Raw genomic sequence first — 15,629 nt, 5'->3', positions numbered from 1 at the left:
ACTAATTTAGTATAGGGATTCTCCAAAGTTTCACATTATCACTTTATTATACATGATTTATACTTTATGTAGTTTATTTAATATTCAGAGTTAACGCTTTGTCAACCAGAGCAGCTTGTTCATTTGTATGTTGAATAGCGCTGCCAGTGGCAGGTGAAGCCGATATTGGACGACCAACATATTGTGGGCGTTTATACATGCCATTTATCTCAATTAATACATCTTCTATGCGACGGTCAACAAAGGTCCATGGACCCATATTTGCAGGTTCTTCCTGGCACCATATAACCTCGGCTTGAGGAAAGCGAGAAAGATTGCTTAAAATCATTTTGCTGGGAAATGGATACATTTGTTCTAATCGCATAAATACAATATCGTTGATGCCGCGCTTTTGACGTTCTTCGTAAAGATCATAATATACCTTACCTGAACATATTACGACTCGTTTTACTTCATTATCTTCGCACATTAATTTTTCATCAAAAAGCACTCGACGAAAAGTAGTTAAACCACTAATTTCTTCTATTTTTGACACCGCCATTTTGTGCCGCAGTAGCGATTTTGGTGTAAAAATGATCAACGGTTTACGAAAGTTGCGATACATTTGGCGCCGCAATACGTGGAAATAATTTGCAGGTGTAGTACAATTTACTACTTGCATATTGTCTTCACCGCAAAGCTGCAAGAAGCGCTCTATGCGTGCTGATGAGTGTTCTGGTCCTTGACCTTCATAGCCGTGGGGTAACATTAGTACCAGTCCAGACATTCTTAACCACTTTGCCTCAGCAGAGGTGATAAATTGGTCCATGACGACTTGTCCGACATTGGCAAAATCGCCAAATTGAGCCTCCCAGCAGGTAAGTGTATTTGGTTCCGCTTGACTGTAACCGTATTCGAAGCAAAGCACACCAGCTTCTGATAAAGGACTATTTATAGCCTCATAACTAGCTTGTTTTTCCTGAATATTATTTAATGGTATATAGCTTTCTTCAGTTTTTTGGTCTATGTATACCGAATGACGCTGGGAAAATGTACCGCGTTGACTATCTTGCCCAGATAAGCGAATCGTAAATCCATCTGTTAGTAAAGTAGCAAAGCTAAGTGCTTCACTCGTAGACCAGTCTATGCCTTTGCCAGTAGTGATCGCTTTTTTGCGAGCTGCAATAAAGCGATTAAGGTTACTATGTAGGTTAAATCCTTTAGGCACATCACATAACTTGGCTCCAATACGCTGTAGCTCTTTGATGTCAACTCCTGTACTACATCCTCTAGTCTCAGCAGAAGCGGTTTTTAAATTAGACCATGCACCTTCTAGATAATTTACCTTTCTTGGCTTATAGGTTAAGCCATATTCAAATTCTTGCACAAGATAAGATTTTTCTTCGGCAAGAATGTTATCTACTTCTTGCTTACCTAAAATGCCTTCCTTGATCAATTCTTTAATATAAATTTCACGAGTAGTCTCATGTTGACAAATCTTTTCATACATGAGTGGTTGAGTGAATCGCGGCTCGTCGGTCTCATTGTGCCCAAAACGTCGGTAACAAATTATATCAACGATAACGTCTGCGTTAAATTTATGACGAAATTCTGCTGCTATTTTAGCTACACGAACCGTAGCTTCTGGATCGTCGCCGTTCACGTGAAAGATAGGTGCAAGGATCATCTTAGCTACGTCTGTAGGATAAAAGGATGAGCGAGCATGTTTGGGATCGGTAGTAAATCCAATCTGATTGTTTATGATGATATGAATTGTGCCACCAGTGCTATATCCGCGTAATTCAGATAATTCCAATGTTTCTGCTACTACTCCTTGACCCACAAATGCGGCATCGCCGTGCATTAATATGCCCATTACCTTTTGACGAAGTTTATCTTTTCTTTGCTCCTGTTTCGCTCGAACACGACCAAGCACTACTGAGTTTACGCTTTCGAGATGCGATGGATTAGAGTTTAAAGTTAAGTGTACATTGATTCCATCAAATGTGCGGTTAGTAGAAAAGCCCATGTGATATTTAACATCACCGGTTTGATGCGTATATTCCAAGTTACCTAAGAATTCTGAAATAATAGCTCGGAAAGGCTTGTTCATGAAGTTACAAAGTACGTTTAAACGTCCTCGGTGTGGCATGCCCAATACCGCTTCTTCTAGCCCAAGCTGACTGCTTCGTATTAAAATTTGTTCAAGGGCTGGGATTAAGCTCTCAGCACCATCAAGCCCAAAACGTTTAACTCCAACATACTTTACAGCAAGAAATTTTTCAAAGCTCTCGGCAGCCGTAATACGGCGCAGAATAAATCTTTTATCTGATGATGTTAAATTTATTCTGCGCCGTGGTTGCTCAATTTGCTCTAAAATCCAAGTTTTTTGTGCTAAATCCTGAATATGCATAAATTCAACACCAATAGAACGGCAATAAATGTTTTCTAAAACGTTTATTATCTCACTTAGAGTTGTTGTTTCTAAGCCAAGCATTTTATTAACAAAGATTGGTCGATCCCAGTCGTTTTTTGTGAATCCGTAAGTCTCAGGATTAAGTTGAGGATGTAAATTTGAGTTCTTCAAACCTAGTGGATCAAGATTAGCCTTCAGATAACCGCTAATTCTATAAGCTTGGATAATCATAATAGCACGTAATGAATCTCGTGAGAGATCAAGTGCGCTATCGGTCTGTTGGGGAGAAGCAACAGTTGCTCTGTCTGGATCTTTTTTTGATACGCTAGAGTCAAATGCACCAATAATCTTCGCTGTTTGAGCTGCAAAACTTGGACCACGTAAATCCATATTAACTACTTTTACATCATCTCTAAGTAGATCAAAATACTGACGCCAGCTACTGTCTACTGTGGCATTATTTTCAAGATACTTTGCAAAAAGCTCGGATATAAACAAAGCATTAGCGCTGTTCAAAAATGTGCAGTCTTGATATTCTATAGACATTTGTCTTCACCACCTATCCGATTGCTGTGTAGTATTTTAAAACTACATTTGCAGCTCCACCGGCCAGGAATACATGCATTGACCTGATTGTTATATCAAATGAATTAATAATATTCATTTGATATTCTGGCCTGAAAAAAATGACGTTGACTAGTCATTGGTACTAGCTAAATAAATAAGGCTACTGAGAACTCAGCTGTGATTTTACTAATTAGTACCACTCATTGCAGCAATCATAGTTTCACCTATCTTAGCTGGGCTGTTTGATACATTAACGCCTGCAGATTTCATAGCTTCAATCTTATTTTCTGCACCCCCTTTGCCACCTGAGATAATCGCACCAGCATGCCCCATGCGTCGCCCAGCACGTGCCGTTATACCTGCAACAAATCCAGTAATTGGCTTTTTATTATAGTTTGACTTCAGGAATTCAGCTGCCTCTTCCTCTGCACATCCGCCAATTTCACCGATCATAATAATTCCATTAGTTTCTTCATCAGCTAAAAACATTTCTAGTATATCGATAAAACTAGTGCCAATAATAGTATCTCCACCGATACCAATGCAAGTCGATTGACCTAAGCCTATAGCGGTAGTTTGTGCAACTGCTTCATATGTTAGTGTACCTGATCTGGATACAATACCAATTTTACCTCTTCTATGTATGTATCCTGGCATTATACCAATTTTGCAAGCGTTTGGTGTTATTACACCCGGACAGTTAGGACCTATTAGTCTAGTATTAGAGCCAATTAAGGAGCGTTTAACCTTAATCATATCCATTACTGGAATACCTTCAGTAATGCAGACGACGAGTGGTATTTCAGCAGCAATAGCCTCTAGAATTGAGTCAGCCGCAGCATGGGCTGGGACGTATATTACGCTGGCGTTAGCTCCAGTTTTATCAGCTGCCTCTTTGACAGTATTGAAAACTGGCAGATTAAGATGAATATCACCGCCCTTACCTGGAGTGACACCGCCAACCATATTAGTGCCGTACTTAATAGCTTGCTGGGTGTGAAAGGTACCTTGGCTACCAGTCAATCCATGACAAATGACTCTAGTTTTCTCATCAATTAACACAGCCATTATGTGAATTCCCTCACAGCTTTAACTATCTTGCTAGCAGCTTCTTCTAGCGTATCGGCGGAGATAATTTTCATACCGCTGTTTGACAATATTTGCTTGCCATTTTCAACGTTGGTACCATCAAGGCGTATTACTAAAGGCACATGCAGATTGATCTTTCTTGCTGCGGTGACAATGCCTTCGGCAATTAAATCGCAGCGCATAATACCACCAAAAATATTGATCATAATACCTTTCACATTTTTATCCGATAGGATAAGCTTGAAAGCTGCTGCAATCTGCTCTTTTGTTGCACCACCACCAACATCAAGGAAATTAGCTGGTTCACCACCGTATAACTTTATTATATCCATGGTAGCCATCGCTAGACCAGCACCGTTGACCATGCAACCAATTGAGCCATTTAGTTTTACATAGTTCAAACCATATTTATTCGCCTTGACTTCTATCGGATCTTCTTCGTCCTCATCGCGCATTGTAGCAATCTCTTGGTGACGGTAGAGAGCGCTATCATCAAAGTCAATCTTTGCATCAAGAGCTACTATATCACCGGCAATATTCTCGATCAACGGATTGATTTCCAGCAATAATACATTGAAACTAGTAAAGAAGTCATACAATCTAGCTAAGAATTCTATCATAAAATTTACTTGCTTGCCTCGAAAGCCAAGCACAAATGCAATACGTCGTGCGTAGTGTTGAGCCATACCAATTGCCGGGTCTATTGAGACAGTCAGAATTTTTTCTGGTTTTTTTTCGGCAAGCTCTTCAATATCTACACCACCTTCGCTGGAAGCAATCACGGCAATTCGTGATGTTGCACGATCAACTAAAAGTGAGATGTAAAGTTCACGAGCAATATTCGAGGATTCTTCGACGTATATACACTTTACTCTTTGACCTTCTGGTTTAGTTTGCTTTGTGATTAGGTTCATATTGAGCATTTTCTCAGCTTCGTATCGAACTTCATCGATTGACTTAGCTACTTTAACTCCACCTCCCTTACCGCGACCTCCGGCATGGATCTGAGCTTTGATCACGTAAATCTGAGCGTCCAAATCTTTAGCTAATCTAACAGCTTCTTCTGGAGTGAAGGCTATTCCGCCTTTTGGCACTGGTATCCCATGTTTAACAAAAAGAGCCTTAGCTTGATATTCATGAATATTCATTGTTCACTAATTTCCATCAGGTGCTAACGATTTTATCTATTAAATCAATAATGCCTTGTTAGCAGCCTGATTGAGTATTTTTATGGCATTAATTGAATTATCAAACATTTCTTTCTCTTCATCATTCAATTCTATTTCCACTATTTTTTCTACTCCGCTACCACCTAATATTATTGGAACTCCTATATAAAGTCCATCAAGTCCATAATGGCCGCTTACATAAGCAGTACAGGGTATTAGTCTTTTCTTATCCTTAAGATAGCTATCAACTATTTGGGCAGCTGAGCAAGCTGGAGCATAAAAGGCTGAGTTGGTTTTTAACAAGTTGACAATCTCGATACCACCATCGCGTGTACGCTGAATAATTTCATCGATTCTTTTTTTGTTCGACCACCCCATTTTAATTAGTTCGGAAACAGGTATTCCAGCGACTGCAGAATATCGAATCAACGGAACCATGGTATCGCCATGGCTGCCTATAACAAAGGCACTTACATCCTCGACTGATACACCAAATTCTTTAGCTAAAAAGTAACGAAAGCGTGCGCTATCAAGGGTTCCTGCCATACCAAGGACTTTGTTTTTTGCTAGACCACTGTATGTTTGAAGTAATCCAACCATAGCGTCTAATGGATTAGTAATGCAGATAACCAATGCTTCCGGACAATTGAATTTGATACCTTCGCCTATGGATTTTATTATTTTGGCATTAGCATTAATCAGATTGTCGCGGCTCATGCCAGGTTTGCGTCGAATACCTGCTGTAACGATGACTACCTCAGCACCAGCGATTGCATCATAGCTGTTAGCCGCAGAAAAAACGGAGGAAAAACCTTCTATAGATGAAGCCTCAGCAATGTCTAGCGCTTTACCTTGCGGTAAGCCTTCGACGTTATCAAACAAAACCACATCGCCGAGATCCTTAAGTCCGGACAAAAGTGCTATTGTACCACCGATGTTACCAGCGCCTATGAGCGCAATTTTATTGCGAGCCATTATCTTCCTATCACATGCTTTGAGCTTAAACGTCTACAGAACTTTGAAAGTAAAGCATAAAGCATAATTAAGTAAAATACAAAACCGAATATTGAGTTTAAATAATGCATAGTGCATTTCTACAAAATAACTCAATATAGTGATAAAAGCAACACACCAACATGTTATAAATCACCAAAAAATATGGATAGTATTTTTCTTACATCAATATTTCTCATTTGTTTGGCAAGCAATAAAAAACAAACCGCTACTTCATGCGACGGATGAGAATATTTTATTGTGCAAGACATCATCGTATAATAGGAAAGCTTAAATTAAGTATGGAAAAACCCGTATTTGATTTCTTAATCGTAAATTAATACTTGGTTAGCAAATAATTAAGTTATTTTAACACACGTAATGTTAATGATTTTTTTTTTCTTTGATCGGGAAATCAAAAAATAATCTTTTAGCTTTCTACTGCTTTAGCGCATTTTTGGCTATGGGCTTGTTTCAAGCTGTTAGTTTATTTTTTTTTAAGAAATGTTCTTATTCTTTTTTTTCTTCGTGTTTAAATTATGATTGCTGATCTTTGTTGGTATCTTTTTGCAATCACCTTTTTGAATATTTTTTGTTTTAGAATTCAACAAATCAATCACTTTTTCTAGAGTGATCTTATCTATCTCTTCTTTTTTTGACAAGTTGGCACGTAAAGACCCATGTTGTGCATATAGGCCGAATCGACCTGTTTGGATTATTACCGGCTTACCATCGTTTGGATGATAACCTAGCAAGCGTTTAATGTTTATCTTGGACACATTTTCAGAGATTAGTTGTACTGCCTGGTTGATGCCGATTGTAAGTACAGTATGATCACTTGGCAGTTTGAAATAGTGTTCACCATGTTTGAGGTAAGGACCGAATCGACCAATACCTGCTTGAATAATTTCCTTAGTTTCTGGATGCTCGCAGATCAAGCGAGGTAGTGACAAAAAAGCTAGAGCAGTATCCAAATCAATATCGGCTAATGCGATTTGTTTTGGCAATGGAGTACGTTTAGGTTTGTCTTTTGATCTTTCTTTCGACTGATCTAGTTGTAGATATACGCCATACGGGCCATTATTTATACTAACTTTCTTACCTGTTTCTGGATCGTTGCCGAGTATTCGAGGAAGAGTATTGTATTCTTTTTCGTCGTCAATCGCCTTGCTTGCAATTCTTCTTTCACTGAGTTGTCGTGTAAACTTACATCCCGGATAATTAGAACAGCCAATAAATGCACCAAATTTACTAAGTCGCAGAGACAAAGTTCCATCAAGGCAGTTTTGGCATTTGCGAGTTTGATGTTCATTGTTACCGTTGGGGAAAAAGTAATCTGCTAGAGCATCATCTAGCTTTTCAAGCACTTCGCTAATAGAAAGTTTATTGATGTCATCTACTAAGCACTTAAATGTTTTCCAGAATTCACGTAATACTTGACGCCAATCGAGCTGACCGTCGGATATATTGTCAAGCTGATTTTCTAAATCGGCAGTAAAACTATATTCAACGTAATGCTTAAAAAAACTGGAAAGAAAGGTTGTGACTAGACGCCCACGATCTTCTGGCATAAAGCGACGACGATCAAGACGAACATATTCACGATCATGCAATACTTGCAAGATATTTGCATAGGTGGAAGGCCTACCTATTCCAAGATCTTCCATTTTTTTTACAAGGCTTGCTTCTGAATAGTGCGTTGGTGGTTGTGTGAAGTGTTGTGTTGGGATGACGTTTTGTTGGGTAACAATATCGCCGTTGTTAAGGTTGGGGAGGGATTTATTGGATTCGCTATCAATTTGATTTGTCTCCTTGTTTGTTTCACAATTTTCTCGATAGAGTTTAAGAAAACCATCAAATGTGATAAATGAACTAGTGGCCTGCAGAATAATGAGTTTATTCTTATCTCTCACATCGATTGTAGTCTGGCTTAGCTCAGTGCTGGCCATCTGGCTCGCCACAGCTCGCTTCCAGATTAATGAATACAGTTTCCATTGATCATGATTGAGATATGCGCACAACATATTTGGCGTACGTGCGATATCGGTTGGTCGGATTGCTTCGTGTGCTTCTTGAGCATTTTTCGCCTTACTGGTGTAAATTATTGGTGTCTTGGGTAAATAGTATTCGCCATATTCACAGCTAATTGTTTGACGAATTTGGGTTATTCCCTCCGCCGATATGTGTATGCCATCTGTTCTTATGTAAGTAATAAGACCAGTAGTCTCGCCGCCGATATTTACACCATCATAAAGAGATTGAGCAACTTGCATGGTACGAGTGGTACGAAATCCAAGTTTGTTTGACGCTTCTTGCTGTAGGGTAGAAGTAGTAAAAGGTTTACTTGGGTTACGCTTGACAAGTCTTTTTTCTACAGAGTCTATAAGAAACATTCCTTTCTCTACAATAGCCATGGCAGCGTTAGCTTCATCCTCTGACTTTATGTCAAATCTTTTTATGCTATTACCATTTAAATTAGTTAATAGTGCGCTAAATGTATCGTTTTCTTTAGTACGAAAAATTGCTTTGATTGACCAATATTCTTTAGCGACAAATTTCTCGATTTCTGAATTACGTTCACAAACTAGCCGTAAAGCAACAGATTGTACACGCCCAGCTGATCGGGCACCAGGTAACTTCCGCCAGAGCAATGGCGATAAGGTAAATCCAACTAAATAGTCTAAAGCTCGTCTTGCTCGATATGCGTTAATTAAATCTTGGTTTAAGCTTCGTGGATTAGCTATGGCAGTCATAACTGCGTCTTTAGTGATTGCATTAAACGCAACTCGTTGGACTTTGACACCAGTAAGTACCTTGCGGGCATCTAATTCGTTACAGATGTGCCAACTTATAGCTTCACCTTCTCGGTCTGGGTCGGTTGCTAAGATGAGTTGCTTTGCTCCTTTCACGGCTTTGGCAATTATTTTTATCTGTTTTTCAGAACGTTGATCAGTTTGCCAAATCATGTGAAAATCATGCTCTGGATTTACTGAACCTTTTTTTGGAGGTAGGTCGCAAATGTGGCCGTAGCTTGCTAATACGTAATATTCTTTACCGAGATAGTTATTGATAGTTCTAGCTTTGGCTGGGGACTCAACGACAACTATGTTATTCATGCCATACTACTCGCTTCTCTAAGATTTGGCACTGTTATCAATATACAAATAGGAGATTTAGATTTGAATAAAATTCAAAATACATAATATAACATGATGTTATGTCATTATGAATTAGTTTATTTATTATATTTTAAATATGCATTTATATTTTAAATATGCATTTAAAAAGTTAATTTTTCTCAAATTCATTTTTACAAGTAAACTTATTTTATAGTTATTTATTGTTAATTAACTGACAATTAGTTGATAAAACATTAGCTCTTTGAGTGTTAATAAAGGTTAATGCTTTTATATGTAATTAGGTATTAGATATCAGTCATCAACAAATCTAAAGCAATTAATTGCCCGGTTATTCTTAATTAAATTTAAAACCTAGAATCGATTAGTTGTATCCATAGCAAAATGGCTCTTAATCGAGAAATTATTTACACCCAATGCAATTTTTCGAATCTATTAAATTAAAGTAAGTAAGTTATGGCGACAATAAGAATACGAATATATTCAGAATTATATTGTATATTTACTTTATCGCTTTTTTAATTTTTTTAATTAATCATAATTTATTATCAAAATTTTCCAAAAGTAATTGAGGCTTTACAAAAAAATTTTGAATCGAATCAGGCTATTCAATAATTAATTGAAATTAAGTCTTGCTGTTTTCGATTTTATCAAGGACTTATGCAGCAAGCGAGATAACATTGAATTAATAAGAAGAAAGCATTGAAGTTATGTCAATGCGCAAAGTAATAATTGCATTATACGAAAAACTAAAAAATTTTTATTAAACTAATGGCTTTATTGTTTTTTTTTGCACAATGTAATCTTGCTTTCACAACCGGCCATAATCCGGCAGATGTTGTGATAATGGCGTAGCCATATTATACTTACGATTACTATTCCAGCTTGAGCAAGTGCAGGATTGCCCATATTCCATGCAAGCAATGGTGCTACGGTTGTAGCTGCTAACGAAGCAGCTGAAGCATAACGAAATATAAAAGCGATGATTAACCAGAGTAAACAAACGATAACTCCAATATCAGTAGCTAAGGCTAACCATACCCCGATAGCTGTTGCAACTCCTTTGCCGCCTTTAAATTTTATCCAGAGTGGAAAACAATGACCAATAACAACCCAAATTGCCGCTAAGTAAGCCATGCTATCCCCAAATTGCCAACCACTCATTACTACGAAGCTGCCTTTGCAGCTGTCAAGTAGCGCTGTGACTAATGCAAGACTTTTGTGACCGGTTCGTAGAACGTTAGTGGCGCCAATACTGTGAGAACCAATTAAACGAATGTCACTAAGGCCAAAATACCTAGTAATAATCAACCCGAAAGGGATTGAACCAATTAAATACGCTACTACAAAACCAGCGAAAAACTCATATGTAGACATGATCAATTTGACAGATATAGATTATAGATGAAGTTCCAATTTTTCGTTGCAAAAATTTATTTTTCCACATCATAAACCACATTACCGCGATACACTGTTCGCCAGACGCGACCTTCTATCGGTCTTTTGTCAAATGGCGTATTTCGGGATTTGGATGCAAAACGCTCAGGTGTTACCTTATCTATCCGGTTTAAATCAAATATCACTAAATCAGCGTCTCCTCCTAGTTTTAGTGTGCCATATGGTAGCCCTAAGATACGTGCCGGAGCAACAGTTAGTCTATGTAGTAAATCTATTAGTTTCATAGCCTTAGTGTGAACCAACTCTAGACTTATAGGCAGTAGCGTTTCTAATCCTACGGCACCGGAAACTGCTTGTGAGAACGGAACGTCTTTCCTATTATGGTCGTGCGGATCATGATCACTAGCTATAGCATCTATGGTGCCATCAGCCAGGCCTGCAACAACTGCTAATCGGTCTTGTTCGCTACGCAAGGGAGGGGAAAGCCGAGCAAATGTGCGGTAGCCGATAATAGCATCTTCGTTGAGTGCAAAATATGGTGGAGCGGTTTCACAGGTAACTGGTAATCCTCTTTTTTTTGCTTGACGGATGGCTTCTATAGCCGCTGCCGTAGAAAGGTGCGCAGCATGATAACTATTACCAGTTAATTCTACTAATCGTAAATCTCTTTCAACCATTATCACTTCTGCTATCGACGGAATGCCAGATAATCCTAGCCGAGTCGCAATCTCACCTTCATTAGCTGATCCTTTGCTAGCTAAATAAGGATCTTCTGGATGCTGGACTATCGTGCGTTTAAAAATGCTAGCGTAAGATAGCGCTCGACGCATTACCAAGGAATTGCTGACAGAGTACTTGGCATCAGTGAAAGCGACTGCTCCGCTATCGGCGAGCATTCCGAATTCTGTTATTTCACTGCCTCTTAGTCCTTTAGTGATCGCAGCATAAGGGTGTACGTTAGCGAGACCAATTTCCAGGGCTCTTCGCTGCACAAATTCAAGTAACGAAACATCATCTATTATTGGATTAGTATTCGGTAGAGGAGCGAAAGTGGTTATGCCCCCTGCTACAGCAGCCTTCTGTGCCGAGTACATAGTTTCAATATGCTCATTGCCCGGTTCACGCATTTGTACTCGCATATCAACTAGTCCGGGAGCGAGACAGCGTTCTTTACAGTCGACAATATCAGCGTCCACTTGTAATAAATCAACAAATACCTTTTCGCTTACCTTAACAATTTTGCCTTCGTGCACTAATAGCGCGCCCATCGTGTCAAGCCCGCTAGCTGGATCGAGCAGTCGGGCATTATTGTAAAGTGTTGTCATTAATTAATTTTCTTATTTAAATTTTTGCTTGATTAGATATAAGAAGGTCAAGGACAGCCATCCGCACAGCAACGCCCATTTCTACTTGTTCACGAATTAGTGAGCGTTTAATGTCATCTGCTACTAAGCTATCAATTTCTACACCACGGTTCATTGGTCCGGGGTGCATAATAAGCGCGTTTGGTTTAGCCGTTTTAAGTTTCTTTGTATCAAGGCCAAAATAGCGAAAATACTCTCGAGCGGAAGGTACAAATGATCCACGCGTCCGCTCTTTTTGTAAACGAAGCATCATGATAATATCGCAGCCAGCTATACCGCTTTTCATGTTGTGGTGGATCTCCACCCCCATGCGTTCAATTTTGCTGGGCAATAAAGTAGGTGGCGCGACAAGGCGCACCCGGGCACCCATGATTAACAGTAGGTAAATGTTAGAGCGAGCAACTCGACTATGAGTGATATCACCGCAAATTGCAACCTCTAACCCTTCCAGATATCCCTTGCGCCGGCGTATAGTTAAGGCATCCAATAATGCTTGAGTAGGATGCTCATGACTACCGTCACCCGCATTAATAACCGAACATTTAACCTTTTCTGACAATAACTGTACCTCACCAGATTCTGGATGACGTACGATCAAAACATCTGGATGCATCGCATTAAGAGTCATCGCGGTATCAATCAAACTTTCGCCTTTTTTTATTGAAGATGATTCGACTGACATATTGATAACATCACTTCCAAGACGCTTGCTAGCCAACTCGAAGCTAGTTCTGGTTCGGGTAGAACTTTCAAAAAACAAGTTAATTATGGTCCGTCCCTGCAAGCTGGTGCATTTTTTGTCCATTTGTCGATTATGTTCAACGAACCATTCAGACCGGTTAAGTAGATAATCAATATCTACTCTAGTAAGTCCATCGATACCAAGCAGGTGATGATACGGATAAACTTGATGATTGTGATCTGATGGTATTATCGAATTCTGTGAAATAACTTTGATCATTAGATCATACTTTATTATAGCTAGTATTAGCATTAACTAAAAAATATTTATAAACTATTTTAGTACGATTGTGCATTAAAAATTATTAGTAGTTTGTCTAGTTAACTTTAGATTAATAATTTCTAAATTATGCTTAGACAAATATCAAACACGAGGTTTTTAGGAAGAAAAGAATTTTTCATTGGATAGTTATTGTTAATGAAAACTACTTACCCAACTAGCAAAATTACCAATTAACTAAAATTAATTTTGAATTATGTACCACTTGTGGTTTCGGGCAAAAATGACAACACCCAGCTTTATATAGGCTGATTTTTTTTTGCAGTACTACGAACAATTTTCGGTCACCTAGCTTGTTAAACATAAATTTAATTCTTTGAGCTAATCAAAAATAACAAATTACTTTAGGAACATTATTATCTTACTGATTAAATGATTTTTTAAATTTGATTAGATAGATTAGATAATGCAGTAAAAAATAACAGCTCATAACTTTATTGAGCATTATTAATTAATCGAAAATTATCGCAGCAAGAAATGCAATTATTATAAAATATGATCTAAAATCAAAGAGTTATATCCGTAAATCTCCACTAAGATTCGGTCTATAGTATTAATAGACATTCTTCAAGCAAACGCTTCTCGTCATATAATCTCTAAATAAAGTATAAAAAAAAACTATTAATTTAAAATGTCAGTAATTGCATCCTTTGTTTTTTTTTAAAATTATAGCTTTCATAATTTAATATTCTGACTAGCGTAAAATATTTGACATTGTCAAAAGCTATCTGCAAACAAGCATATTGCCTAATATATCATATAACTAAAAATGCAAATATTTCAATTATGCCCAACCTCCGAAGGTTTCTTGTCGTAAATTAGTTATTAATCAATCTTGATTAATAACTAACAAATATAAGCAATATTTTGTTAGTTATCTTATTTCATATAATATTGTTAATCCGCTAGGCAAAATTTGCTTTTACATTATTGATTAACGATCGTATGATTTTTTATTTTAAGCAATTATGATACTGATCATTTATAAATAGATGATAAATTCAATATACTTACAGTATATTTTTAGGAGTAAGGCAAACAATTCCTTTAGGATAATCCTTTACGCATTAACCAGTGCTTAATGTTTATGTCACCCGATAGTCTTCTTAGCCAAAATTCTCGAGTTAAATGCCCAAATAGAGATGTACTAGTAGCTATTTTGGTTAGTATTCCTATCGTTATAAGATAAGCAGTTAGCTCATAACGACGCTGGCAGGAGTACCGCGATAAGGTCTCAGCGCTGCCAATATCACCACCTACACGTGCAACAACAGAGAGCACTTTTTCTAAAGTGATCATATCACGCACTGCCAAGTTCCATCCTTGTGCCCCAAGAGGAGGAAGGACATGTGCTGCATCTCCTACAGCTACTATTCGATCTCGTGCTGGAGATAATGAGCATCCTATAGAGAGCGGGAAAACAACTGGTACTGTCGTAATCTTAAGCTGTTTGTAGGCTGGTTGACGAATACGGGTATCAATTTCAATTCCTAATAGACCAGTCGACATAAGCTTGTCAATCATTTCAGTTTGCGCGATACGAATAAGTGATCCATTATGAGTTCCAAGAGGAACAATGGTAATAGATCCAGTATTATCGTAACGTTCTATGCAAAGCCCGTAATGGGGAGCGTTTAATGCGACCGGAACACAAAGTGCACTTAGTCCAAGTAGACGCTGCCAAATGCGAATGTTTGCACTTTTATGAGCGATTGAGGATTTTCCATCCGCTGCTATTACTAATCGAGCGGTTATTTGATATCCTCTGTTTGTTTTTACTGTAACGCATGTTTTACTGCTATTGATTTCACTTATCTTGTCTTCTAAGTGCTTTTCTATTGGCATTAGGTTAGCAAGATCGCTGATCGGAAGATTTAATGCCAAATAAGTTTCTTCAACTTCCTTCGCAGAAAATCTTTCCTCGATAAATCCAAAGGATCCAAGACTTTCAATCAGTATTCCAAGCAATGGTGTTGCTTTTGATGAAACATTAACTCCTAAACCATACAGATAATTAACGCTTAACGGTAGTATAGCTGTATTACGGTGATCAGCTTGAATTGATCCTTTAGGAGCAATAATTATTGCATCTAGTCCTAATCTTTTTAACACACGGTAAGCTAGGCGACCACTAATACCGTCTCCAACTACTATTGCATCTACTTGCATGTTTAGACCTATCAACTAGTTTTAATAGCGCTATTAAAAATCTGTTTATTAATTAAATGTTTTTTTATCTCAGTTAGTTAGCTAAAATTTAAAGAACAAGTTTTGTTTTGGTAAAAAATTTATAGTATTAAAATTCCCAACCAAGATTTAAAAATTTTTTAAAAAATCATCTAGTTACTAGAATAATTTCCCAATTTTGTTTTATGCAAAATTTATAAAAACTTTTTTATAAAATGTTTAATGATTTTTTAAGCTTTAGCGTTTACTTTTCGTAAAATGCTATTTTAAGTTAATACTATATTTTCAATTAAAAATTTGTATTAATTT

Annotated in this window: 9 protein-coding genes; all 9 read right to left on the bottom strand. The window is 37.6% G+C overall.

Annotation, left to right across the window (positions count from 1 at the left end; translation table 11 throughout):
• Positions 1–73: 73 nt before the first annotated feature.
• Entirely contained in the window at positions 74–2,941 is a 2,868-nt protein-coding gene (locus A1OE_RS03875) for a 2-oxoglutarate dehydrogenase E1 component (RefSeq protein ID WP_015089134.1), read from the bottom strand.
• A 207-nt stretch (positions 2,942–3,148) separates the two neighbouring features.
• Complete coding sequence (gene sucD, locus A1OE_RS03870) at positions 3,149–4,030, bottom strand: succinate--CoA ligase subunit alpha (protein WP_015089133.1); 882 nt, start codon at positions 4,028–4,030, stop codon at positions 3,149–3,151.
• Entirely contained in the window at positions 4,030–5,199 is a 1,170-nt protein-coding gene (sucC, locus tag A1OE_RS03865) for an ADP-forming succinate--CoA ligase subunit beta (RefSeq protein WP_015089132.1), read from the bottom strand. The genes sucD and sucC overlap by 1 nt, the downstream gene beginning before the upstream one ends.
• Positions 5,200–5,238: 39 nt before the next feature.
• Positions 5,239–6,195, bottom strand: coding sequence for a malate dehydrogenase (mdh, locus tag A1OE_RS03860; RefSeq protein ID WP_015089131.1), 957 nt, complete (start codon positions 6,193–6,195; stop codon positions 5,239–5,241).
• A gap of 515 nt (positions 6,196–6,710) precedes the next feature.
• Positions 6,711–9,329 (bottom strand): type I DNA topoisomerase, encoded by a 2,619-nt coding sequence (topA, locus tag A1OE_RS03855; protein ID WP_015089129.1) that lies wholly within the window; start codon positions 9,327–9,329, stop codon positions 6,711–6,713.
• 798 nt (positions 9,330–10,127) lie between these two features.
• Entirely contained in the window at positions 10,128–10,727 is a 600-nt protein-coding gene (plsY, locus tag A1OE_RS03850; protein ID WP_015089128.1) for a glycerol-3-phosphate 1-O-acyltransferase PlsY, read from the bottom strand.
• A gap of 56 nt (positions 10,728–10,783) precedes the next feature.
• Complete coding sequence (pyrC, locus tag A1OE_RS03845) at positions 10,784–12,073, bottom strand: dihydroorotase (RefSeq protein ID WP_015089127.1); 1,290 nt, start codon at positions 12,071–12,073, stop codon at positions 10,784–10,786.
• 16 nt (positions 12,074–12,089) lie between these two features.
• Complete coding sequence (locus A1OE_RS03840) at positions 12,090–13,073, bottom strand: aspartate carbamoyltransferase catalytic subunit (protein ID WP_044283304.1); 984 nt, start codon at positions 13,071–13,073, stop codon at positions 12,090–12,092.
• Positions 13,074–14,180: 1,107 nt separating this feature from the next.
• Entirely contained in the window at positions 14,181–15,302 is a 1,122-nt protein-coding gene (locus A1OE_RS03835; RefSeq protein WP_015089123.1) for an FAD-dependent monooxygenase, read from the bottom strand.
• Positions 15,303–15,629: the final 327 nt, after the last annotated feature.

It is taken from the genome of Candidatus Endolissoclinum faulkneri L2 (assembly GCF_000319385.1).
In the GTDB taxonomy this organism is placed as follows: Bacteria; Pseudomonadota; Alphaproteobacteria; order Thalassobaculales; family Thalassobaculaceae; genus Thalassobaculum; species Thalassobaculum faulkneri.
Note: the sequence above shows the minus strand (reverse complement) of the source record. Positions and strands in the feature narration are given on the sequence as shown.